The sequence below is a fragment of the Bradyrhizobium sp. MI1.10 genome, assembly GCF_055811035.1.
This window is the reverse complement of the sequence record NZ_JBVVPN010000007.1, coordinates 1-19,992: the sequence shown is the minus strand read 5'-3', so window position 1 is coordinate 19,992 and position 19,992 is coordinate 1. Positions and strand designations below refer to the sequence as shown.

General features: G+C 63.3%; 27 protein-coding genes. 11 read left to right on the top strand and 16 right to left on the bottom strand.

Translation table 11 applies throughout. The features are described 5' to 3' along the window. Window positions 1-20 precede the first annotated feature (20 nt). Window positions 21-221 carry a hypothetical protein gene (locus AC0L3K_RS09460; protein ID WP_007601535.1) on the top strand — a complete coding sequence of 67 codons (201 nt, stop codon included), beginning with the start codon at window positions 21-23 and terminating at the stop codon, window positions 219-221. Continuing rightward, window positions 218-424 (top strand): hypothetical protein, encoded by a 207-nt coding sequence (locus tag AC0L3K_RS09455; RefSeq protein WP_007601533.1) that lies wholly within the window; start codon window positions 218-220, stop codon window positions 422-424. Before AC0L3K_RS09460 ends, AC0L3K_RS09455 begins: the two co-directional genes overlap by 4 nt. On the opposite strand, the gene AC0L3K_RS09450 is transcribed toward AC0L3K_RS09455, so the two are convergent. The 6 genes from AC0L3K_RS09450 to AC0L3K_RS09425 all read right to left on the bottom strand — a co-directional run bounded on the left by AC0L3K_RS09450 (window position 418) and on the right by AC0L3K_RS09425 (window position 2,865). Further along, window positions 418-687, bottom strand: coding sequence for a DUF6894 family protein (locus AC0L3K_RS09450; RefSeq protein WP_007601531.1), 270 nt, complete (start codon window positions 685-687; stop codon window positions 418-420). The genes AC0L3K_RS09455 and AC0L3K_RS09450 overlap by 7 nt on opposite strands. Window positions 688-877: 190 nt before the next feature. Beyond that, on the bottom strand, window positions 878-1,126 hold the full coding sequence (locus AC0L3K_RS09445) for a hypothetical protein (RefSeq protein ID WP_085350655.1): 249 nt from the start codon (window positions 1,124-1,126) through the stop codon (window positions 878-880). Between the two features lie 12 nt (window positions 1,127-1,138). Then, window positions 1,139-1,264, bottom strand: coding sequence for a hypothetical protein (locus AC0L3K_RS09440; RefSeq protein WP_473365802.1), 126 nt, complete (start codon window positions 1,262-1,264; stop codon window positions 1,139-1,141). Window positions 1,265-1,707: 443 nt separating this feature from the next. Then, the gene (locus AC0L3K_RS09435) at window positions 1,708-1,884 is read right to left on the bottom strand and encodes a hypothetical protein (protein WP_007601513.1); all 177 of its coding nucleotides are present in this window, start codon (window positions 1,882-1,884) and stop codon (window positions 1,708-1,710) included. Window positions 1,885-1,999: 115 nt separating this feature from the next. After that, a complete protein-coding gene (locus tag AC0L3K_RS09430; RefSeq protein ID WP_473365801.1) occupies window positions 2,000-2,191 on the bottom strand; it encodes an SANT/Myb-like DNA-binding domain-containing protein in 192 nt (63 codons plus the stop codon). Between the two features lie 395 nt (window positions 2,192-2,586). After that, window positions 2,587-2,865, bottom strand: a complete 279-nt coding sequence (locus AC0L3K_RS09425; protein WP_473365800.1) for a hypothetical protein — start codon at window positions 2,863-2,865, stop codon at window positions 2,587-2,589. Window positions 2,866-3,140: 275 nt separating this feature from the next. On the opposite strand from AC0L3K_RS09425, the gene AC0L3K_RS09420 reads away from it, so the two are divergent. Both AC0L3K_RS09420 and AC0L3K_RS09415 read left to right on the top strand, forming a co-directional pair. Further along, window positions 3,141-3,326, top strand: a complete 186-nt coding sequence (locus AC0L3K_RS09420) for a hypothetical protein (protein ID WP_007601510.1) — start codon at window positions 3,141-3,143, stop codon at window positions 3,324-3,326. Window positions 3,327-3,610: 284 nt separating this feature from the next. Next, the gene (locus AC0L3K_RS09415) at window positions 3,611-4,897 is read left to right on the top strand and encodes an NRAMP family divalent metal transporter (RefSeq protein ID WP_473365799.1); all 1,287 of its coding nucleotides are present in this window, start codon (window positions 3,611-3,613) and stop codon (window positions 4,895-4,897) included. A gap of 4 nt (window positions 4,898-4,901) precedes the next feature. On the opposite strand, the gene AC0L3K_RS09410 is transcribed toward AC0L3K_RS09415, so the two are convergent. Continuing rightward, window positions 4,902-5,234 carry a hypothetical protein gene (locus AC0L3K_RS09410; protein WP_473365798.1) on the bottom strand — a complete coding sequence of 111 codons (333 nt, stop codon included), beginning with the start codon at window positions 5,232-5,234 and terminating at the stop codon, window positions 4,902-4,904. A gap of 161 nt (window positions 5,235-5,395) precedes the next feature. Between AC0L3K_RS09410 and AC0L3K_RS09405 the strand changes: the two genes are divergently transcribed. After that, complete coding sequence (locus AC0L3K_RS09405; protein ID WP_473365797.1) at window positions 5,396-6,610, top strand: mandelate racemase/muconate lactonizing enzyme family protein; 1,215 nt, start codon at window positions 5,396-5,398, stop codon at window positions 6,608-6,610. 5 nt (window positions 6,611-6,615) lie between these two features. On the opposite strand, the gene AC0L3K_RS09400 is transcribed toward AC0L3K_RS09405, so the two are convergent. From AC0L3K_RS09400 to rocF, 4 genes are all read right to left on the bottom strand, one after another. Then, window positions 6,616-6,912, bottom strand: a complete 297-nt coding sequence (locus tag AC0L3K_RS09400) for a hypothetical protein (RefSeq protein WP_007601505.1) — start codon at window positions 6,910-6,912, stop codon at window positions 6,616-6,618. A 100-nt stretch (window positions 6,913-7,012) separates the two neighbouring features. After that, on the bottom strand, window positions 7,013-7,555 hold the full coding sequence (locus AC0L3K_RS09395; protein WP_007601504.1) for a c-type cytochrome: 543 nt from the start codon (window positions 7,553-7,555) through the stop codon (window positions 7,013-7,015). Further along, window positions 7,542-8,813: a sulfite dehydrogenase gene (gene soxC, locus AC0L3K_RS09390; RefSeq protein WP_354128508.1), complete on the bottom strand. Its 1,272-nt coding sequence runs from the start codon at window positions 8,811-8,813 to the stop codon at window positions 7,542-7,544. Before soxC ends, AC0L3K_RS09395 begins: the two co-directional genes overlap by 14 nt. A gap of 161 nt (window positions 8,814-8,974) precedes the next feature. Next, window positions 8,975-9,952: an arginase gene (gene rocF / locus AC0L3K_RS09385; protein WP_473365796.1), complete on the bottom strand. Its 978-nt coding sequence runs from the start codon at window positions 9,950-9,952 to the stop codon at window positions 8,975-8,977. A 245-nt stretch (window positions 9,953-10,197) separates the two neighbouring features. On the opposite strand from rocF, the gene AC0L3K_RS09380 reads away from it, so the two are divergent. Continuing rightward, a complete protein-coding gene (locus AC0L3K_RS09380) occupies window positions 10,198-10,482 on the top strand; it encodes a hypothetical protein (RefSeq protein ID WP_007601501.1) in 285 nt (94 codons plus the stop codon). A 14-nt stretch (window positions 10,483-10,496) separates the two neighbouring features. Here the strand turns inward: AC0L3K_RS09380 and AC0L3K_RS09375 are convergent, their stop codons facing one another. Both AC0L3K_RS09375 and AC0L3K_RS09370 read right to left on the bottom strand, forming a co-directional pair. Then, window positions 10,497-13,238 carry an EAL domain-containing protein gene (locus AC0L3K_RS09375; protein ID WP_473365795.1) on the bottom strand — a complete coding sequence of 914 codons (2,742 nt, stop codon included), beginning with the start codon at window positions 13,236-13,238 and terminating at the stop codon, window positions 10,497-10,499. Between the two features lie 60 nt (window positions 13,239-13,298). Next, window positions 13,299-14,564 (bottom strand): FecR domain-containing protein, encoded by a 1,266-nt coding sequence (locus AC0L3K_RS09370; protein WP_473365794.1) that lies wholly within the window; start codon window positions 14,562-14,564, stop codon window positions 13,299-13,301. Between the two features lie 129 nt (window positions 14,565-14,693). Here AC0L3K_RS09370 and AC0L3K_RS09365 point away from each other — a divergent pair, with 129 nt between their 5' ends. The 4 genes from AC0L3K_RS09365 (at window position 14,694) to AC0L3K_RS09350 (ending at window position 18,086) form a co-directional block, all read left to right on the top strand. Then, window positions 14,694-16,490, top strand: a complete 1,797-nt coding sequence (locus AC0L3K_RS09365; protein WP_473365793.1) for a ShlB/FhaC/HecB family hemolysin secretion/activation protein — start codon at window positions 14,694-14,696, stop codon at window positions 16,488-16,490. A 155-nt stretch (window positions 16,491-16,645) separates the two neighbouring features. Continuing rightward, entirely contained in the window at window positions 16,646-17,476 is an 831-nt protein-coding gene (locus AC0L3K_RS09360; protein WP_007601494.1) for an alpha/beta fold hydrolase, read from the top strand. 77 nt (window positions 17,477-17,553) lie between these two features. Further along, entirely contained in the window at window positions 17,554-17,730 is a 177-nt protein-coding gene (locus AC0L3K_RS09355; RefSeq protein ID WP_157158661.1) for a hypothetical protein, read from the top strand. Between the two features lie 38 nt (window positions 17,731-17,768). Further along, window positions 17,769-18,086: a c-type cytochrome gene (locus AC0L3K_RS09350; protein ID WP_007601492.1), complete on the top strand. Its 318-nt coding sequence runs from the start codon at window positions 17,769-17,771 to the stop codon at window positions 18,084-18,086. A gap of 196 nt (window positions 18,087-18,282) precedes the next feature. On the opposite strand, the gene AC0L3K_RS09345 is transcribed toward AC0L3K_RS09350, so the two are convergent. The 3 genes from AC0L3K_RS09345 to AC0L3K_RS09335 all read right to left on the bottom strand — a co-directional run bounded on the left by AC0L3K_RS09345 (window position 18,283) and on the right by AC0L3K_RS09335 (window position 19,650). Continuing rightward, window positions 18,283-18,624: a phasin gene (locus tag AC0L3K_RS09345; protein ID WP_007601491.1), complete on the bottom strand. Its 342-nt coding sequence runs from the start codon at window positions 18,622-18,624 to the stop codon at window positions 18,283-18,285. Window positions 18,625-18,766: 142 nt separating this feature from the next. After that, window positions 18,767-18,952, bottom strand: coding sequence for a hypothetical protein (locus tag AC0L3K_RS09340; protein WP_007601490.1), 186 nt, complete (start codon window positions 18,950-18,952; stop codon window positions 18,767-18,769). Between the two features lie 410 nt (window positions 18,953-19,362). After that, window positions 19,363-19,650: a hypothetical protein gene (locus tag AC0L3K_RS09335; protein ID WP_473365792.1), complete on the bottom strand. Its 288-nt coding sequence runs from the start codon at window positions 19,648-19,650 to the stop codon at window positions 19,363-19,365. On the opposite strand from AC0L3K_RS09335, the gene AC0L3K_RS09330 reads away from it, so the two are divergent. Next, on the top strand, window positions 19,553-19,906 hold the full coding sequence (locus AC0L3K_RS09330) for a hypothetical protein (RefSeq protein WP_473365791.1): 354 nt from the start codon (window positions 19,553-19,555) through the stop codon (window positions 19,904-19,906). The two genes, AC0L3K_RS09335 and AC0L3K_RS09330, sit on opposite strands and share 98 nt — an antisense overlap. The last annotated feature ends 86 nt before the right edge of the window (window positions 19,907-19,992 follow it).

The following is a 19,992-nucleotide window of genomic DNA, read 5'->3' as shown; positions in this document are numbered from 1 at the left end:
GACGAACGAGGGAGATGTGCATGCCGACACGCCGACGCTTCAAGCAGACGACGACACTCACCGAACGGCTCGCCGAGGAGGCCGCGCGGCTTCGCGAGGAGGCGCGTACGATCGCGCCGGGGCGCCGCCGCGAGATGCTGCTGCGCCGGGCGCGGCAGGACGAGACCGCCATGCACATTTCCGCCTGGCTGCATTCTCCCGGGCTGAGGCCGCCGACATGACCCAGCAATATCGCGCTTATCTCGTCGGCGACAACGGCGTGTTCCGCTCCGCCGAAGCGTTCGAGGCCGCGTCGGATGCGATCGCCCTCACCTTCGCGCAGCAGTTCACGCGGCACGGCAAGGTCGAGGTCTGGCAGCTCGGCCGCAAGATCGCCGTGCTCGAGGCCGAGTCATCCCCGCCGGGAGTTCTCACGCGTCAATGATCGCGTGATGTCGAGGGCGTCCTGAAGGTCTCGATCGCGAACGAGAAATTGACCTGCATCACGGGACCCCTGGCATCGCGAACGTCGATCGCCATCGACTGCCTGCCGCCCGCGGCAGGCGCGGAAACGATGGCGTCGCGCGCCATGTCCGCGACCGACTTGGCGGCCTCTGCCTGAACGGCGCGCGAGCTGGCCAGCTCAAGCCCTTCCTCGTCGAGCGCTACACCGGTGTCGTCGCGCAGGTCGAAATAATATCGGGGCATTGCAGCATCCTTTGCCCGTAATAGGTCCGAAGCGGACAAAGGGTTTCCGGGGCAGCGGAAAAATCTGTTGGAATCAATAGGTTCCGGGAACTCCGACGTCCCTCTGCCAGCGCGGCGCGGGAGCAGCTTGCCGCGCTCACGCCCGGTTTTTCGTCAGGGAGCGAAGCGAGGGCGAAACGACGCGGCCCCCTCACTCCTCCGCAAGCTTCCCAACGATGTAGGCATCCACCGTTTCGGCGAACGAGCGCTGCACGCCGACCGCAGTGCCATGCTGGTCGAGCGCGTCGCGCTGGAGCACGCGCAGGCCGCGGCCGCGCATGCAGACCGGCGCCGTGTTCAGGTATTGGTCGATCGCGCCTGTCGCGAGCGGGATGGCCTTCGGGTCGCCCCTTGCGATCAGAAGCCGCAAGAGGCTCTGGCATTCGGCCAAACCTGGCATGGGATCAGCGCCTCACGCCTGCCGCGATTTCGCCTGCCGCTTCACCGGATGGGTGTGGGTGCCGAACAGCGCCAGCAAAAACGCGACTTCTTCCTTCGAACCGACCTGGATACCGGCGTGGCTTCCGACCTGGATCATGATGATCTCCTTTTCGCTTGGTTGGTCGGGCGCAACGGGCGGGGCGTTCGAGACAATCTGGTTTCAGCACCGTTTCAGGCGTGTTTCGTCGCGGCGCACCATGTCCATGGTCGCCTGAATAGGAACAGCTTTTGGGATCAAAAAGTTATTCGCGCGTCGGTCCGGATGCACGACCGGCGCCCCCCACGGCCTCAGCTCGCCCCCCGGGCTGGGGCCGTTTCTTTTTGACGCCTCAGTTTCGGTTTTGGTTTTGGTTTTGGTTTCGCCTGGGCGTCTCCCAGGACAGCTTGTTGCACTGGGAGCACCGGAAGATGGCGATCGCGCCATCCGGTGAAGCCACCGCGTCGATGAATGTCATGGGTCTGTTGCACGCAGCACAAATCGGCCGCTGCCTGGTGTCTTGATCCGTCATGCGCGCAAACGCGGGACAGAGCAGGAGGTTTCTATCGTTCTGGAGGTTCAGGGTGCCAGATCTTCGGAACGTTTTGCTGAAGCAGTGAGATCGATGCCGCAATCTGCTCCCGCGAACGGCGCAGCAATTGTCGTGTCGTTTGCCTTGCATCGAGCTGGTGCAATTTCTGCCGGTCGAGATCCGCCTCGAATTCCTCGCGGGTGAGCATGACAAGCTCCCGTGTTGCTGCCCATTCGCAGAGTACGTCGAGATACGATTGAGGACCGCTCAGAAGTGAACACACGGCGGGATGCCCGCCTGCGGGCTTTCGACCCAGCCGGTCTTCAGGGTCCGCGCTTCTGCGTGGCGAGGCGCAACGCGATGCCGTGCTGCCAGGCGCGCACTCTCACGGCGGCTTCGCTGCGACCAAGCTCGCCGGCGATCTCGTCCGGCCGCGAGCCGGCTTCGGCCAACGCCTTCAGCCGCTCGTGCTCTTCCGCTGTCCACTTCTTCAACAATGGGTCGCGTGATTGCATGGTCGGAAGCTGTCTCGCCTGCGTGGTCGATGCAGGCGACAAGCGAGCGAAACAGGCGAAGTTGCTATGCGATGCTGCTATGAGATCCGCGATGGGCGTCGCGGAGATGCGCCGACGACGGCGCTCGCTCAAATCCAGACGTCCTCCCGGCACGCGTCGCACCGATAGATCAGGATCGAGCAATCGCGCCTCACATCGAAGATCGAAGTCAGGCAGCGCGTATCCCTCTCGCATTTGGGGCAAGCCGGCCTCGGCTTGTAATGATCCGGCCTCGTTGCCGGGCCTGCTTGCTGTTCACTGCTCATCTCATTCCTCGTTGGAGGACTGAGTTCCTAAGTGCCAAAGTGGACATTCGTTCCAATCACGCAGGGGGCGCTTCTCATGGAAGCGAGGGCCTAGACGCCCCATGGTCGCGCGTGCTGGTCGTCGAATTCGTCCTGAACGATCAAGCGGGCTTGTCCTGAACGATCAAGCCGGCTTGGTGTTGGCGGGTCCCCCCCCCGCCGCAGTTCGTCCAGGCTCTCGAGCGTGCAGATGCGCGCAGCGCGGCGGGCCAGCTCGTCGTAATTTTGCGCCACCTTGCGCAGCACGTCCCGCGTCTCGGGATATTCGCAATTGTCCGCCTTGGTGCGGAATTCTTCCGCCCGCATCCGCCAGTACCGCGGAGGGTGCATCCGCTCGGCTCCCATGGGCCACTCCCCTCAGTTGGTCCAACTGTTCCTGCTCATTAATCAAGAGCGCGTCCAGGAGTTCCCGCGCAGATGTTCCGGTTCCGATCACACGTCCCGATTGCGCAGGGATCGCAGCTGACGACGACAGCATTGCGCGGGAAAGATCGACTTTAGTTCAAATGCGGCAGGGCGGATTCGGCAGGACGCAACGGGTTGGCGCCATGCTGGGACACATCCCTTGCGACAAACGCAACGGGGATAGCTCGGAGAGATCGTCGATGTATGTCGTCGCCGCCGCGTTGCTGGTGCTGTCGGGACTGTTCTACTCCGCGAGCCATCACGAGATCGGCTCGTTCGGCGTCACCATGTGCACGTATGGTGGCGCGTTCTGCGACAACCCGCTGATCGTCTTTTCCGGCGCAGCGCTGGCCGGCGCCTGGGGCATGTTCGTCAGCGTCAAATAGTCCCGACCGCACGCGCTCAGGGGGACAAACGTCTCGCCGGTGTCCGTGCGCGGGTTGCGGACTGCGCGACGGCCGGCCATGGCGGGCCGGTCGCGCCCGGGACGCGCGCAAAGGCTGCACTGGGTATTCTTCGATGATGCACTTATACAGGTGTTTTGCCCGACGAGTCAAACGGAGATTCGCTTTATCAGAAACGAGCAAGGCGTCCGCTCACCCTCGCCCGGGAACCTTGTTCCCGGATTAGGATTTGTGAAGGACGCGCCCCGACCGAGACCCCTCCTGCCATGACCGACAATGCCCTCACCCCCACGAAATCCGCGCCGTCGCTGTTGCAGAGGCTGGGGCCGGGTCTCGTCACCGGGGCGGCGGACGACGATCCGTCCGGCATCGCCACCTATTCGCAGGCCGGCGCGCAATTCGGTTGCGGACTGCTCTGGACGGTATTTCTGACCACGCCGTTCATGATCGCCATCCAGCTCGTCAGCGCCCGGATCGGCCGCGTCACCGGGAAGGGGCTAGCCGCCAACGTCATGCAGATCGCGCCGCGCTGGGCGGTGCTGTCGCTCGTCGCCATGCTCGTCGCCGCCAACACCTTCAACATCGCCGCCGACATCGCCGCGATGGCTGAGGCGCTCTCGCTCGTGATCGGCGGCCTCAACCACGAGCACGCGCTGATCTTCGCGGCGGGCTCGACCCTGCTGCAGGTGTTCCTGCCCTATCGGCGCTATTCGCCGGTGCTGAAATTTCTCACCTTGGCGCTGTTCGCCTATGTCGCGACCGCCTTCACCGTCAAGATCCCGTGGAGCACGGCGCTGCTCGCGGCGGTGTGGCCGAAGACAAATGTCAGCGCCGATTATTTCATGATGGTCGTCGCCGTGCTCGGCACCACGATCAGCCCGTATTTGTTCTTCTGGCAGGCCTCGCAGGAGATCGAGGAGATGAACCAGGGCAGGCGCGACAAGCCGCTGCGCGAGCTGAAGCACGGCGGCAGTCCGGAGCTGGCGCGCATCCGGGCCGACACCATCTCCGGCATGCTGCTCTCCAACGGCATCGCCTTCTTCATTATCCTCACCACCGCGTCGGTGCTGCACGCGAATGGCGTCACCAACATCAATTCGGCGACGGAGGCCGCCGAAGCGCTGCGGCCGCTCGCCGGCGACTTCACCTTCGCCCTGTTCGCGATCGGCATCATCGGCACCGGCCTGCTCGCAATTCCGGTGCTGGCGGGCTCGGCCGCTTACGGCGTGGCGGAGATCTTCGGCTGGCGCGCGACGCTGGAGGCGAAGCCCGACGAGGCGGTCGGCTTCTACACCATCATCGCCGCCGCCACCATCATCGGCTTCGGTCTAGGGTTCACCGGCATCGACTCGATCCACATGCTGGTCTGGAGCGCCGTGCTCAACGGCGTCGTCGCCGTTCCGATCATGGCCATGATGATGCTGATCGTCTCGAGCAAGACGATCATGGGTCGCTTCAAGGGCCGGTCATGGCTCGTCGCGCTGGGCTGGCTCGGCACCGCGCTGATGGCGCTGGCCGTGCTCGCCCTGCTCGGCTCGTCATTGATCGGCTGACTAGCTACCCGTGCGACAAGGCTGCCGATATCTGCGAGGCGATGATGAAGGCCGCGAAGAGGGCCGGCACGCTGATGAAGCGCAGGAATTGGTCGATCGAAAGCGTCGCTGTCTCCCCCAAGACAAAAAGCCTCTCTGCCCGCCGCGCTATTCCACCCCGTGCGTTAGCGTGCTGATCGGCTGTCAGAAACTGATCGGAAATGGCGGCTCCACTCATCGTGAGCAGCGCCAGGATCGAAATCACAGCCAGAAATTTCATGGCCGGAGGGTCGATCCCGATTGCGGCCAAAAACGTCAAAGCATGGTCCCTTTTCAGGACAACCCCGGGAAAGATCATGGCTGTCCCCACCGGATTTTCCCTTAGAATGGCGGGAAGGGCCTTCCAGGCGCCCCTCGCCGGGCTTCACTGCGCAGGACCGTTAGCCTAACAATTGTGGCTGGAGCCGGGCTTGCGAGCCGGCCAAAGAAAAAAAGCGCCGCCGGGCGACAGGGAGCGACATGACCAGATCGTCGAAAGCAACAAGCCTCGAAATCCTCGCCTGCGATGCCGGCTGGAGAAACTACCATTTCGTCAAGCTGACGACCGAAGACGGCGTCGTCGGCTGGAGCGAGTTCGACGAGGGTTTTGGCTCACCCGGCGTCGGTGCTGCGATCCAGCGCCTGTCCGCCCGCGTCGTCGGGCAGAACGTTTTCCGGCACGAGCGCATCTACGCCGAGCTGTTCGCGGCCACACGTCCCGCCGCCGGCGGCGTGGTGGCGCAGGCGCTCGGCGCGATCGAGAATGCGCTGCTCGATGCCAAGGCGAAATGTCTCGGCGTGCCCTGCTACGAACTGCTCGGTGGCAAGATCCGCGACCGTGTCAGGGTCTATTGGTCGCATTGCGCAACGTGGCGGATCAATCACCCGTCCTGGTACAAGCCGCCGATCGAGAACCTCGACGGCGTCAAGGCAATGGGACGCGAGGTGCTCGAGAAGAAGTTCACCGCGCTCAAGACCAACATCTTCTCCTACGACGACGGCAAGCCAACCGGTTGGCGACCGGGTTTCGGCTCGCCCTTCGCCCCCGAGATCAACGTCGATCGCAAAATCCTGCGCGACCTGCGCATGCATCTGGAGGCGATCCGCGACGGGGCAGGCCCCGACGTCGACATCCTGCTTGATTGCAACTTCAACGCCAAGACCGAGGGCTATCTGGAGATCCTGCGCACCATCGCCGACCTCGACATGTTCTGGATCGAGATCGACAGTTTCAATCCGGAAGCGCTCGGTTACATCCGCAGGCAAAGCCCGCATCCGATCTCGTCCTGCGAGACGCTATTGGGCTTGCGCGAATTCCTGCCCTATTTCCGCGAGCAGGCCATGGACGTCGCGATCATCGACACGCCCTGGAACGGCGTCTGGCAGTCGATGAAGATTGCGGCCGCTGCGGACGCGTTCGAAGTCAACGTTGCCCCGCATAATTTCTACGGCCATCTCTGTTCGATGATGAACGCGCATTTCTGCGCCGCCGTGCCGAACCTGCGCATCATGGAGATCGACATCGATCGCCTGGCGTGGGACCGCGAGCTGTTCACGCATGAGCCGGATATTCAGAACGGCCATCTGGTCATTCCGGACCGACCCGGCTGGGGCACCGATCCGAACGAGGAAGCCCTTCGCGCGCATCCGCCCAAGACCAGCGGCGGATTGCTCAACTACGGTCGCAAGAACTAGACGTCTTACGGCGTCACTGGATTGACGGTCGGGGACGTCTTTGGCCCCGGCCGCGCCGGCTCGATCGGTGATTTCGGTTCGGTCGGGAGAATTTTGGCACCTGCGGCGCGTGCGGCCTCGCCAGTGGTCGCATACATCGCGACGTGAGCAGGCTGCGTCTTGGCCCGATTCCATGGTCCGTGATCGACGATGAGCATCGCAGCAATCGTCACCGCGGCCACAATCAACGCGATCACGCCGGGATGGCGAAGCGCCGAGGACATGGAATTTGCGAAGCGATCCGTTGCCATCGTGGAATCCATAGGTTTTTCCTCTCGCAGGTTAATGCAATTGCGTCCTGCGAGTTCCGCCCTTGCCGAGCCAAGTTCCAAGCCAATGCGGGAACCTGACGCCACAAGGCGCTCAGTGTTTCACATCCGGCCGCGCATCGCCGACGAACCGGTCGCGATTCGGCATCTTGACCGCCGCGAGCGATTTGGCATCGAGCGTCGCGTCCGCTCCCACCAGTCCATTCAGGTTCAGGATGTACGCGGACACCGCATAAACCTCCTCATCGCTCAGCGATTGCGGTGCGTTCTGCGGCATCGCACGGCGGATGTAGTCGAACAGCGTCGGCGCATACGGCCAATAGCTGCCGACCGTGCGGATCGGCTTTGGTGTTGCGATCGTGCCCTGCCCACCGACGAGCCGGTCACCCAGCCCGCCCTCGCCCTTGTCGCCATGGCATGATGCACATTGCTGGGCGAACACCTCGCGACCACGACTGACCGAGCCACTTCCCTTCGGCAGATTGCTGCCGTCGCGTCCGACGTCGATATTCCAGCCAGCAATCTCCGCAGCCGTCGCGGGACGTCCGAGGCCGTACAGAGTCTGTGCCTGGGCCCCGCTCGCGAACGCACACAGCACGATGACAACAGCAATGCCGCAAGTCTCACGCCAGCGCATTGGTCACCTCGCCGTCGGCCGCGATGCGCCAGGGCCAGATCGCGTTGTTGTGGTAGAAATAGTTCTCGCCGCGCACCGCGAGCAACTCGGCCAGAGTCGGCTGCACATAGCCGGTTTCGTCGATGGCACGGCTCTGGATCACGGCAGGCTTGCCGTCCCACTGCCAGGGCAGGCGAAAGCGTGTCAACGCACGCGTCAGCACCGGCTCCTGCAATTGCGCGCTTTGCCAACTCTTTCCCTCGTCGACGGACAGTTCGACGCGCGCGATCTTGCCATGCCCGCTCCACGCGATGCCGGTGATCTCGTGGAAGCCGGGCGCGCCCAGGCGTTGGCCGCCGGAGGGCCTCGTGATGATCGACTTCGCCTCCATGTAGAACGAAAATTCACGCGCGGTGCCGTCTGGCAGCAGGTCGGTGTATTTCGAGGTCTCCTCGCGCGAATAAACCGGCTCAGCCGTCACATGCAGGCGCCGCAGCCACTTCACGCTCATATTGCCCTCGAAGCCCGGCAGGAACAGCCGCAGCGGATAGCCCTGCTGCGGGCGCAGCCGCTCCCCGTTCTGGCTGTAGACCAGCATGGCGTCCTCGAGGCATTTCTCGATCGGGATGCTGCGGGTCAGCGCAGCCGCGTCGGCACCTTCGGCGACGATCCATTTGGCATCCGGCTTCAATCCGGCCTCCTGGAGCACCAGCTTGAGGCTGACGCCGGTCCATTCTGCACAACTCACCAGACCTACAAGGTCCGACGCGGTCTTGCCGTAAGGCTTGCTGTAGCCGGGATTGCCGGAGCATTCGAGAAAGTGGACGCGCGATTCCGACGGGAAACGCCTGAGATCGTCCATTGTGAAGATCAGCGGACGCTCGACCAGCCCGTGCAGCATCAACCGGTGCTGGGCCGGATCGATGGTCGGAACGCCGCCATGATGACGCTCGTAAAACAGTCCGTTCGGCGTGATGATGCCATCGAGCTCCTGCAACGGCGTCCGGCTGGAGGCAGAGATGTACTGCTTGAGAGTCTTCGAGATGTTCTTGACGACGCCCTTCTCGAACGGCGATGGCGCGCCATAGAGCTGGCCTCCCGTCGGCTCGCCCGGCGCCTTCATCCATTCGGGAATGTTGGGTGGAAGATTGTCGGTCGCGGCGGCAACCGATGCGCCGGCGCCCAGGACAGTGCCACCCGCAGCCGCCGCGCCGGCGCGCAGAAAGCGACGGCGAGTCGTGCCCGCAGGTTTGTCGTCGGCGTCGCTCGTGCTGCTCATTTGCGGATCCTCGGCTGAAGCGCGACCCGCATGAAACATTCTGCGACGAGCATTTGCAATTCGCACCTGTTTCAAAAACAGGCGATTTCGACCTCGACTGATCTAAATCTGGCGGGCGCGACGGCAATTCTCTTCTTCGCAATGCACAAACGGCTCATCCATCACTCGCCCGGCGCGATCGCATTGCTGGGGGTTGGCCGGTCGGCGATCTGCTGGCCGAACAGGCTGCCGATCAGTTCGACCGCGGTGCGCGCGGTGCGGCCACGCTCGTCGAGGAACGGATTGAGCTCGACGATGTCGACTGAACCGACTACGCCGGAATCGTGCAGGAGCTCCATGATCAGATGCGCCTCACGATAGGTCGCTCCGCCCGGCACCGTCGTGCCCACGCCGGGTGCGACGCAGGGGTCGAGAAAATCGACGTCGAAGCTGACATGCAGCACGCCGTTGCTGGCCCTGACGCGCTCGATGACGCGACGGATCAGCACGGCGACGCCGAATTCGTCGATCTGGCGCATATCGACAACCCTGATCCGGCGCGTGCGCATCAACTCCTTTTCGAGCTTGTCGATTGAGCGCGCGCCGAACAGGTCGAGCCTGTCGGGATCGATCGAGGCGCGCGGATCATCGCCGAGCAAGCCGTCGAGGCCGGGTTCGCCGCAAAGGAATGCCGCCGACATGCCGTGCATGTTGGCGGTGATCGTCGTCTCAGGCGTGTTGTAATCGGCATGCGCATCGAGCCAGAGCACGAACAGCTCGCGTCCGCGCTCCTGCCAGTGACGTGCCATGGCATTCACCGATCCCATCGACAATGTGTGATCGCCACCGAGGAAAATCGGCAGCGCGCCGGTTTTCGCGATCTCGTAGCCTCTGCGGCTCAGCACGCGCGTCCAGCGCTGGATTTCGCGGTAGTGATTGGCTTTGTCGGGGGGCCTGTCTGCGAGGTCCCGGAGCTCGCCCACGGAGAGATCGCCGTAATCGACGACCTCGAAATCCAGGCTCTCTAGCAGTGTCGCAAGGCCGGCGGTGCGGAGCGCCGCAGGGCCCATCAGAGTACCGCGCTGCGAAGCCCCCATGTCGATGGGAGCGCCGAGCAGGGCGATGCGCCGGGCTCGATCCGTCGTGGTCCGGTCAGTCACAGCTGTCTCCTGAGATCAGCAAGATTGAGCCAGCCTAACAGAGATTCGCACCCGTCGTTTCACGGGGAAGGTCCACGCAGGGGCGCATCGTCCCGGAACAAAAGCCCGCGCGCCGAATTGCTCATCCAAGGCCGGTACCCGCCGTAAAAACCACGGCGCCTGTCGCGGATAGCCAAAGGTCATGCGACCCGCTGTTCAGAACGAGCGCTCGCGCGGATAGCCAAAGGTACCGGCCTCCGCCGCACATGATCAGCCTGGAGGTTGCGCACTTGAGCACGGAGATCCCGCAGTCCACTTCACATCCCGGCATGGCCGAGCGCGCCATCGATGCCGCGACGGACGTATCCCGCACCATCGGTGAAGTCGCAGGTGGCCTGCATGCAGCTGTCGACCGCATGACCTCCGCAATCGACGATGCGCGAAAGCCGGGCCGGCCCCTCGCGACCGTCGCTGCGATCACGCGCGAAGCGCCGCTTGCCAGCCTGTTCGTTGCTTTCCTGTTCGGCGTCGCGGTCGCGCGTCGGCGCTAAATCGTAACAGGTGTTCAGGCGGCGCTGACGGCCGCGCACTCGGACGCGAGGAATTGTCGCTCGAATGCCTCCGCCGGCATCGGACGGCCAAAGAAATAGCCCTGGCCTTCCTCGCATCCCATGCTCAGCAGGAAATCGGCCGTCGCGCGATTCTCGATGCCTTCGGCCACGACCGTGAGACCGAGCTGCTTGCTGAGACCGATGGTCGACCCGACGATCGCGGCATCGTCGGAGTTCGCGAGCAGACCGAGCACGAACGACCGGTCGATCTTGAGCCCATCGAGCGGGAACTTCTTCAAATAGCTCAGGCTCGCATAGCCAGTGCCGAAATCGTCGAACAGGACGCGGACGCCGAGCTGCTGGATGCGTTTGAACATATCGAGCACCCGGGCTTCGTCGTGAAGCAGGATGTCCTCGGTGACCTCGAGTTCGAGCAGCGACGGCGTGAGCCCCGTCGCTTCGAGCATCCCCGCAACCGAATGCGCGAGGTCGCCGGAGTGGATCTGCGAGGGCGACAAATTGATCGCGACGCGCACACTGTCGCCGGACAATTCCCAGGCGCGTGCCTGCCGGCAGGCAGTTTCCATCACCCAGTTTCCGATCCGCTCGGACAGGGCTGAGCTATTGACCACCGGCATGAACTCTCCTGGCGAAACGTAGCCGCGCACGGGATGCCGCCAGCGGATCAGCGCTTCGGCCCCGACCAGGCTGGCGTCGATCAGGCGAACCTGAGGCTGGTAAAACAGCTCGAACTCGCCGCGATCGGCGGCAAGCGCCAATTCACTCTCCAGCGTCAGCCGGTTCTCCAGCTCCTGCCGGATCGCGCTCTCGAAGACCACATAACCGCCGCGCCGCGTCAGTTTTGCCTTGGTCAACGCAAGATGGCCGTTGCTCAGGAGATCGTCGGTGTTGTGTCCGCCTTCTGGATGGACGGCGACGCCGATGCTGATCCTGACGCGATGCTGCCGCGTGCCGGTCGCAAGCGGCGCTTCGAACGCGCGCGCGATGCGCTCGGCGAACTCTGCGATCGGCTCGTCGCCATCTGCGCCTTTGCGCGCAATGGCGAATTCGTCTCCGCTGAGCCGGGCAACGACAGCGTCGTCGCCCGTTTCAGCTTTCAGGCGACCAGCGACCGCCTGCAGCACGAGATCTCCGGCGGAATGACCCAGCATGTCATTGATGCTCTGGAAGCCGTCGAGCCCGATCACGAGCAGCGCGACCTTGCAGGGGCGCTGCCCCGCATCCCCGATCATGCCGACCAGTCCGGCATGCAGCGTGTTGCGGTTGACCAGACCGGTCAGCGCGTCGTACTCGGCGAGATATCTGACGCGTTCGGCCTCGCGCTTGCGGACCGAAATGTCGCGCAGGATGGCTCCGTATTGGAAGCCGTCCGTTCCCTGCCAGCCCGAGAAGCTCGCCTCGACCGGGAAAGTTTCACCGTTCTTGCGCCGCCCTTCGAACTCGACGACGACCGCCCCACCGGGGACCAGGAGTGCCTGGCGCGCGGCGTCGCGCATGGACGGCCTCGCGTCACCGTCCACTGATACGGCGCACAGCGTTTCGAACGGGCGGCCGATGATCTCGGCGGGCATATAGCCGAAGATCGCACTGGCGCCGGGATTCCACACGGCGATCAGCTGACCTTCGTCGGTGCAGACGAGGCCATCGCCGAGCGACATCGCGATACGATGAAAGCGGCTTTCGGCGATGCGCCCCAGGAGACCGCGGAAATCGATTTCGTCGAGTGCGATCGCCGTCAGATAAGCGACAATCGCGATGTGGAACAGCGATGTGTCGATGATGAAGGGCCATCTTGCCTGCACGAGGACCGCAACCAGCTCGAAGACCGCCCCGGCCGAGATCAGGATTGCAACGCGAATTCCCGGTCCGAAGCGGCGCCACGAATACACCATCAACAGGCAGACCACAGCGAGACTCAGGATCATGCCGATATCGGAGGTCCAGCGCAGCATCCGGTTCTGGAGGATCGATTCAGCTGCCAGCGCCTGGAGGATGGGTCCGGAGATGATGCGGCCATTTGGAACACTGAAGCGGTCGCCGAGTTCGAGCGCCGTCGCGCCAATGATGACCTTCTTGTCTCTTAGCTTGTCGAGAGTGGCCGTGTTGCCGCGGAGCACGTCGACATAGGAGACACTCGGAACCGAGCCCGCCCGAATGCTGAAATCGATCAGGAATGGCGGCCGCCGATTGGCGTCCTGCCCGGCCAGCACGACGGCCATCGACGGCATCAAGGCATCGCCGAGCTTCTCGCCGAACGGATAGCGACGAACGAGCCCGTCGGATTCGATCGCGACATTGACCAGCGCCGGCCACGACTGGTTGCTGAACGGCTTCAGGGGGCGATTGATGTGAGCTGCGCCGCCATTCGGCGCCGGTTGCTTGAAGGACGGCAGGATCGTCGAGCCGCCGGCCTCACGCAGTGCGGTGACGAACGCCTCGTCGGAGGCCGGATCGGATGGGGAGCTGAAATCGACGTCGAAAGCAACGTCCTGCGCCCCAGCGGCCTCTAACCTGTGCAACAGTTCCGCGTGCAGCCGGCGCGGCCAAGGCCATACCCCGATCTGGTCGATCGAGGGCGCATCGATGGCCACCACGACGACATTGCCGCTCGCGGCACGCGATTGCCAGGCGAACCGCAGGTCAGTCAGCGCGTTGCGAAGCGCGCCATGCCACCCCGTGGACAGCACGATCGCCAGCGCGGTCACAACTAGAATATGTGGACGATAGCGCTTCACTCCGGTCCTCCCGCGCACCCGCTTCTGCGGTTGCGCCCCCTCATCCCCTAAGAAATCGCCTCAGTGCTTGTTGTGGCCAAAGGCATTGCCGTGACCATTGCTGCCGTTGCCGCCGCCATTGCCGTTGCCGTTACCGTTGTTGCCCCTGCCGTTACCGGTGGCACCGTTGTTGCCATCACCGTTGCCGGAATTGCCGTTACCGGAGTTGCCCTTGCCGGGGTTGGACTTGCCATCGGAGTTTCCGCTGCCGGCGCCGGAGCCGTCGCTGGACGCACCGGCCGTGGTCGCGGCTATTGTCGTGCTCGCAGCCGAGGAGCTGGTGCTGCCAGCCGTCACGCCGCTGCTCGTGGTGACCGCAGTCTGGACGGTGCTGTTGGATGCCGTCGTGCTCGCTTTCGAGTCGCTCCAGACCGTTTCGGTACTGGCGTGCGCGTTGCGCACCTGTCCGGGAGCACCGCCGCTGTGGGCAAGCCCGTGCGTGACCTTGTGGACGTTCAGCTTGACCTCGCCGAGCGGGCTCGAGATGCGCACGACGCCGGCCTTGGCAGCACCGCCCTTGGGCGCGCGACCGCCTGCCGCCTGTTGCGATGGCTTGAGTGCGCCGGCCGCCTTGGTGCCCTTGTCGATCGCACCGAGCGCATGGATCGCATGGCCGTTCGCCGCATTGCGCGGGGCCGACAGGCCCGATTTCGGCACGGGGACGCGCTCGATCGTCGAGGCGCGCGGCTTGCCGTGCTCGATCGGATTGAACGTTCCGGAGCCGCTCAGAGAGAGGCCGGGCTTGCCGTGCTCAAAGACGGTGGCGGCCTGCCCCGGCAGGACCTGGGCGATCTGTCCCGTCTTGAAGTCGGAGACCTCGACCTGGCCGCGAAGCACGCCGACCTTGGTGCTCTCCGCATTCACGGTGACGCTGAATTGCGTTCCCTTGACCACGGCGGCGAGATAGGGCGTCTCCACCTCGAAATGCTTGACGTTGCGCTTCTCGACCTCGAGCAGGATCGAACCTGCCTGCTGGATGATGGTCGTGGAAAGGCCCTCCTTGCTCTCAGCCGGCAAGCCGATCACCGAGTTGGGAGAGATCAGGATCGTTTCCTCACCGCGGACGAGCAGCACACGGCCATTACGCCCGGTGCGAATGGTGTCGCCGGGCTTGAGTGCCTCCTGCTGATTCAACGAAACCTGCTGCGCGCCGCTGGTGGCGACCCAGACCTCGCCGGTGGCCTTGCCGACCGACCAGATGCCATCGTCCGCGGCGGATGCGGCGGAAGCCGTTCCCAGGATCAGCGCAGCCGCGAAGGCGCACCGCATTCCAATTTTGCTCAGCATGACGATCCTCAGTCCGCGTTACAGCCAGCCTGAGGGGTATCCGAAATCACTCAACATAGGATTAGCGGGAAGCGGCCAGTGGAGCGCTCACGTTAACCGTTCATTGACCATAAAAAATTATGAAAAATCATGTGGCTAACGAACCCTCACCGCATCAGGGGCACATCTCCGTCGAACTACGGGGACGGGCGCGTCGCGCGCGCCGGGAAGCGGCATCTCATTACCACAATGGCGCTGTTGGCGCCGTTCTTCGCGGGAGTTCCTCAGGCTTTCGCGCAGCAGGCGAGCCAGCCTGGCTTCGATCCGCGCCAACCTGAGAAATATTTTGAAAACCAAACCGAGCGGGAATCGCTGAGCCGTCCTCCGGTCAGGCTACCAACAGTCGACCAGCCCAGCACCGGCGGCGATACCAAGCCTCAGTTCGTGCTGCGCGGCATCCACGTCAGCGGAGCCCGGGCCGTTTCCCCCGATCGCATCGCCGCGGTCTATCAGCCCTATGTCGGCAAGAAGGTTTCGCAGGCGGATCTCGCCGTGATCGCCGGCGCGATCAGCGATCTCTACCGTGCCGATGGTCTTCACTTGAGCCGTGCGATCGTGCCGCCGCAGGATATCGCCGATGGCCTGCTCCGGATCCAGGTGATCGAAGGCGCCATCGTGCAGGCCGAGCTGAAAGGCGACGGCGCCGAGCAGTTCGGCGTGAGACCGATGCTTGGGCCGGTTCTGGCCGAGCAACCGTCGCGCCTGGCAACGCTGGAGCGCCAGCTCTTTCTCATCAACGGCAGACCTGGCGTCCGGATCACCGATACCGCACTGGAGGAGATCGGCGGTGCAACCGGCCGCTTTCGCCTCATCGTCTATTTGAAGACCTGGCACGTCTTCTCGTCGTTCGGTCTGGACAATCTCGGCTCATCATCAGTCGGTCCGTGGCAGACTTACGCAACCGGCGCGTTCAACTCCTATCTCATGCCCGGCGACACGCTGGCAGTCAACCTGTCGACCATCGCCAACGACCCCCGCCAGCTTGGCTTCGCACGGCTGTCCTACGATGCACCCGTCGGCATCGACGGCGTGCGCCTCGGCGGGTCCGTCCTATACAGCGCGGTCAGGCCGGGCGATGCCCGCCGCCTCGACAGCGACATCACCACAACCGAAGCGTTCGAGCTGCGTGCCAGCATCGTCCCATTGCAGTCGCGATTGTCCTCGCTGACCCTGACTGCGGCGACGACCTTCAGCAACGTGTCCGAGCATGACCTTTACGGCCCCTGGTACAACGACCACATCAGGACCGCGAGCCTGACCGCCGACTACCGGCTTGAGGATCATTTCGGCGGCACCAATTTCGTGACGCTGACCTACCGCCAGGGCCTCGACATCTTCGGTGCCTCGCATTTCGACGACGATCTTTTGTCGCGCGATGGCGCGTCATCGAACTTCTCGGTGCTGAACCTCTGGTTCACGCGCTACCAGACGCTCAACGACGTCTGGTCGCTCAAGCTGTCCGCTGCGAGCCAGACGGCGTCACGGCCGCTGTTCACCTCGCAGCAATTCTATCTCGGCGGCGCTGCCTTCGGGCGCGGCTACGGCGCAGCAGAGATCAGTGGGGACAACGGTCTTGCCGGCTCGCTCGAACTGCACTTCGACCAGAAGCTCAATTTCCGCTACTGGACTGGCTATCAGCTCTATGCCTTCGGTGACGCCGGCGCAGTCTGGAACGACGGTTACCGCCTGAGCGACGGCCTGTCGCTGACCTCGGCCGGAGCTGGCGTGCGGTTCTTCCTGCCGGCCGATTTCCAGGCTGATCTCGGCGTGGCTGTCCCCCTGAGCTACCGGGCGCCCGACAACGAGCACCGCAGCCCGCGCTTCCTTTTTACTTTGTCTAGCGCGTTGCGGCTCTGCTCCGAACGCGGCAAGGGCGGTTGTCTGTAAACCCCTTGCCCTTCGCGCTGTGCCTCCGACATGCGGCCCTTTTTGGGGCGCGGCGCACAGGCTTGCCTAAATTTAATCCCGTAGCCTGCTCACGATCGCTCGATCCGGGAGTTCCCAATAGCCATGTTCAGTCAAAAGTGATTTGAGACGGAACCATGAAAAGGGTGTTTGCAGTTCTGGCGTTTCTCTGCGTCCTCGGCGTCGGCCAATATTTCGTGGTCAGCCGGTTCGCGATCCGCCATGAGGTTTTGACCCTGTTCGACGCCGCGCGCCAGCGGCCGATCGCGGTCGAAATCGCTGTACGGCGCGATTACGAGACCAAGGCCAATCTCGGCCTCTGGAAGCTCCCGCTCGCCATCATCAGCAACGGCAATACCGTCAAGGCCACCGAATATTCCTTCCTCGCCAACGTGCTCGCCGCACGCGGTTATCTCGTCGCCAGCATCCAGCAGGATCTGCCGAGCGATCCGCCCCTGATGACCAAGGCCGGCCAGCAATATGTCGGCCGGCGCGAGGTCTATATCCGCTGCGAGGCCAACATCCTCTTCACCTTGGGCGAGTTGAAGCGGCGGCAGGACAACGCCGACTACGACCACATCACGCTCGTCGGCCATTCCAACGGCGGCGACGTTTCGATGTATGTCGCTCATCAGCACCCGGAGCTGGTGTCGAAAGTGATCACGCTGGACAATCTGCGGGTGCCTTTCGTGCTTAGCGACCACATGAAGATCCTGTCGTTCCGCTCGAAGGATCCGCATTTTGTAACCGATCCCGGCGTGCTGCCGACGCCGGAAGAGGCCAAGGCGCGCGGCATTGATATTATCCACACTGGCGCACAGCATACCGAGATGAGCGATCGCGGTCCCGATGCGGTCAAGGAGAAGATCCAGGCAACACTGGACCGCTTCCTGCGCGACAGCGCCAGCAGCGCGCTCGCGCCGGCCGATACACGAAGCCCGATGATCATGAACCCCGGCGACTATTAGTCTGGCCCCTTTGCGGCAGATCAAGGCTGCCGCGAGCCGACCACGATAGAAAGGGCCTCGCCATCTCGGAGAGGCACGTGTCGCACTCCATCGAAAGCCTTGATACGAAAAGACTCGATACAACAAGCTTTGCCCTGCCTGCGGCAAGGACGCCGAGATTCGCCCGGCACCTCTATCGTTCGGCTCGCAAGCTGCTGCGGTCGATCATTGCCCGCATCGACCTCTCGCAGTATCCGGGTTCGTGCTGCGGATGAGGACGGCGTCGCGAGCCAACAACACACAGGGTTGCTCTATGCACCGGCATTTGAGACGAATTTGCCTGCTGGTTGCCGTGGCCTCGAGCGTGGGCACGTCGTCCGCTCTCGCCGCCGATGCAGATCACGGCGCCGACCTTGCGAGGCGCTGGTGCGCCAGCTGCCATGTCGTGGCGAACGGCCAAACACAGGCGAGTGCCGACGTCCCCTCTTTCGTGTCCGTTGCGCGCAGGCCTGACTTCAGTTCGGAAAGGCTCGCCTTTTTCCTGCTAGACCCGCACCCGAAAATGCCGAATTTCCCCTTGAGCCGGATCGAAGCCGGCGATATCGCGGCCTACATCGCATCGCTGCGTTAGCAGAGCGACCGATTGGTCAAAACACCTGCGACAGATGCAAATCCCTGCCTGAGAACCGACAAGGATTAGCGGAAAGGATGATGGGCGGCGAATGAGGTCCATTCGACAGCCCATCATGGACCGGCACCAGTATCGATGTGCAAATATTCACGCCGCGTAAGTCCAATCTGTGGACGCGCCGTGAACACACCGAGAATCAGGACTTGCCCTTCCCCGGCTGCATGAGACTGCCGGTCATCTGGCGCATGTGGTCTCCGGCACTGGTGAACTGGCTGCGCAGGAAATCCGATTGGATTCGCATCGCCTCCTGAAGGTCGGTGGCATGGACGAGCTTGCGAGCATGCTCGAACGCCGACTTCATGTTCTGCTCGGTGAAAGCGAGCGCTTGCTTCGACACGTCCGCCCCCGCGCCCGGAACGGTCGTCATCGATTTGGTGGCGGCTTCGAAAAACATACCGAATGCCTTTTCCGCCTGGTCAATCGTCTTCTCGGCCAGGTCGCGCAGTTCGGCCGGAACTTCGAGCTTCGGTTCGATCATGGTCGCACTCCTCCCGTTTTCAGAACTGAATACCACACTTGCCGGATCGCCTGCCAGCGTCCAGCCGGAGGAAGACGTCGCCCGGCGGCCGGCTCTGGCAGGAAAACGAAGGGCAAGGCGTAAGGCCGGCGCGCAGGCAGGCTCAGGACAGGGGGTGTTCGGGGAGGGCTTCTTCGGTGGCGAGGTCTTCGACGAGCTTGATGACCTCGAAGCGCTGCCGCGGCGCGAGCTTCAGAAACGCGCGGAGCAGGCGCAGGCTTTCGACGGTGCCGCTTGCAGGCGCGCCGAGCTTGAGGTGCAGCTCAGCTGCGAAATTGAGGTTCTTCATCTCGCACCTATGACAAGCATCGGACTTCGTGATCCAACATCGAGATCCCAACTAAGAACCAAACGCCACACCCGGATGCCACAACCGGATGCCACAACCGGATGCAATGGCGACAGCTCGCTTTCGGCCGGAGGAGCCGGGTGTGTTCGCACGCCGAGCCACATGTGCAAGCAAGCACACCTAAGCAGGTTGCAACTATGTCAAGAAACAACCCCTCCGGCAAGCCTAACAGTTGGCGCAGCGATGCTCCGTCTGCATCGCACCACGGCAATTCCGGATAACAGGAATATGGCCCGCCGTCACCCACCTGCGTCAAGAAGCGTCATCGATCAGCATCCAGCCTCGATCGCCGTCAATCGACGCTGCAATTCGTGTTGTTTCGGATGTGAATGGATGTTGGTGGACGCGAATTAGTGCTTCTTCAGCGTATACACGTAATTGTTGAGTCCGGCATCGGCGGTTGTATCGTCAACGAAATAAACGTCTGAACCGTTTTCGAGGAACAAACGACAAAGCGGTGGCGGAACAGTCACGCAGATCACGGGCGCCGTGGCCGATGCATTGATCGATTCTGGCGCCCCAGCACCAAAGGACGACGGCATGCTTTCCTGCGATCTCATCAAGGGCGCCACAGTCGCGCTTCTCACCTTCTCGATACCAAGCGCGTGGGCGCAGGAGACCAGGATGAACCTGTTCAAGATCGTCACCATCAAGGACGAAATCGTCGTCGGATTGTCGACGGAGGAGCTTCAGGCCCTCGGCGGCAATGATGCCAGCGCCGTTGCACACGCCTTGGCGCAGAAGGGCGATCTCACCGTCTGGCAATACAACGTGCATCGCGGTCCGAACGGTGAATTGCAGCAAGCGCCGACCGCCAGAATCGGGCTTTTGGCCAACGCCTCACTGCGGGTCGAGCCCTATGCCACGACCTACCAGATCCTACCGCATCCCTAAGCAGGAGACCCGGGGGGGGGGGGGGGGGGGGGGGGGGGGGGGGGGGGGGGGGGGGGGGGGGGGGGGGGGGGGGGGGGGGGGGGGGG

Coding starts and splice junctions, on each gene's coding strand:
- AC0L3K_RS09460 (WP_007601535.1), top strand. CDS start 21: ATGCCGACACGCCGACGCTTCAAGCAGACGACGACACTCACCGAACGG.
- AC0L3K_RS09455 (WP_007601533.1), top strand. CDS start 218: ATGACCCAGCAATATCGCGCTTATCTCGTCGGCGACAACGGCGTGTTC.
- AC0L3K_RS09450 (WP_007601531.1), bottom strand. CDS start 687: ATGCCCCGATATTATTTCGACCTGCGCGACGACACCGGTGTAGCGCTC.
- AC0L3K_RS09445 (WP_085350655.1), bottom strand. CDS start 1,126: ATGCCAGGTTTGGCCGAATGCCAGAGCCTCTTGCGGCTTCTGATCGCA.
- AC0L3K_RS09440 (WP_473365802.1), bottom strand. CDS start 1,264: ATGATCCAGGTCGGAAGCCACGCCGGTATCCAGGTCGGTTCGAAGGAA.
- AC0L3K_RS09435 (WP_007601513.1), bottom strand. CDS start 1,884: ATGCTCACCCGCGAGGAATTCGAGGCGGATCTCGACCGGCAGAAATTG.
- AC0L3K_RS09430 (WP_473365801.1), bottom strand. CDS start 2,191: ATGCAATCACGCGACCCATTGTTGAAGAAGTGGACAGCGGAAGAGCAC.
- AC0L3K_RS09425 (WP_473365800.1), bottom strand. CDS start 2,865: ATGCACCCTCCGCGGTACTGGCGGATGCGGGCGGAAGAATTCCGCACC.
- AC0L3K_RS09420 (WP_007601510.1), top strand. CDS start 3,141: ATGTATGTCGTCGCCGCCGCGTTGCTGGTGCTGTCGGGACTGTTCTAC.
- AC0L3K_RS09415 (WP_473365799.1), top strand. CDS start 3,611: ATGACCGACAATGCCCTCACCCCCACGAAATCCGCGCCGTCGCTGTTG.
- AC0L3K_RS09410 (WP_473365798.1), bottom strand. CDS start 5,234: ATGATCTTTCCCGGGGTTGTCCTGAAAAGGGACCATGCTTTGACGTTT.
- AC0L3K_RS09405 (WP_473365797.1), top strand. CDS start 5,396: ATGACCAGATCGTCGAAAGCAACAAGCCTCGAAATCCTCGCCTGCGAT.
- AC0L3K_RS09400 (WP_007601505.1), bottom strand. CDS start 6,912: ATGGATTCCACGATGGCAACGGATCGCTTCGCAAATTCCATGTCCTCG.
- AC0L3K_RS09395 (WP_007601504.1), bottom strand. CDS start 7,555: ATGCGCTGGCGTGAGACTTGCGGCATTGCTGTTGTCATCGTGCTGTGT.
- soxC (WP_354128508.1), bottom strand. CDS start 8,813: ATGAGCAGCACGAGCGACGCCGACGACAAACCTGCGGGCACGACTCGC.
- AC0L3K_RS09380 (WP_007601501.1), top strand. CDS start 10,198: ATGATCAGCCTGGAGGTTGCGCACTTGAGCACGGAGATCCCGCAGTCC.
- AC0L3K_RS09370 (WP_473365794.1), bottom strand. CDS start 14,564: ATGCTGAGCAAAATTGGAATGCGGTGCGCCTTCGCGGCTGCGCTGATC.
- AC0L3K_RS09365 (WP_473365793.1), top strand. CDS start 14,694: ATGTGGCTAACGAACCCTCACCGCATCAGGGGCACATCTCCGTCGAAC.
- AC0L3K_RS09360 (WP_007601494.1), top strand. CDS start 16,646: ATGAAAAGGGTGTTTGCAGTTCTGGCGTTTCTCTGCGTCCTCGGCGTC.
- AC0L3K_RS09350 (WP_007601492.1), top strand. CDS start 17,769: ATGCACCGGCATTTGAGACGAATTTGCCTGCTGGTTGCCGTGGCCTCG.
- AC0L3K_RS09345 (WP_007601491.1), bottom strand. CDS start 18,624: ATGATCGAACCGAAGCTCGAAGTTCCGGCCGAACTGCGCGACCTGGCC.
- AC0L3K_RS09340 (WP_007601490.1), bottom strand. CDS start 18,952: ATGAAGAACCTCAATTTCGCAGCTGAGCTGCACCTCAAGCTCGGCGCG.
- AC0L3K_RS09330 (WP_473365791.1), top strand. CDS start 19,553: ATGCTTTCCTGCGATCTCATCAAGGGCGCCACAGTCGCGCTTCTCACC.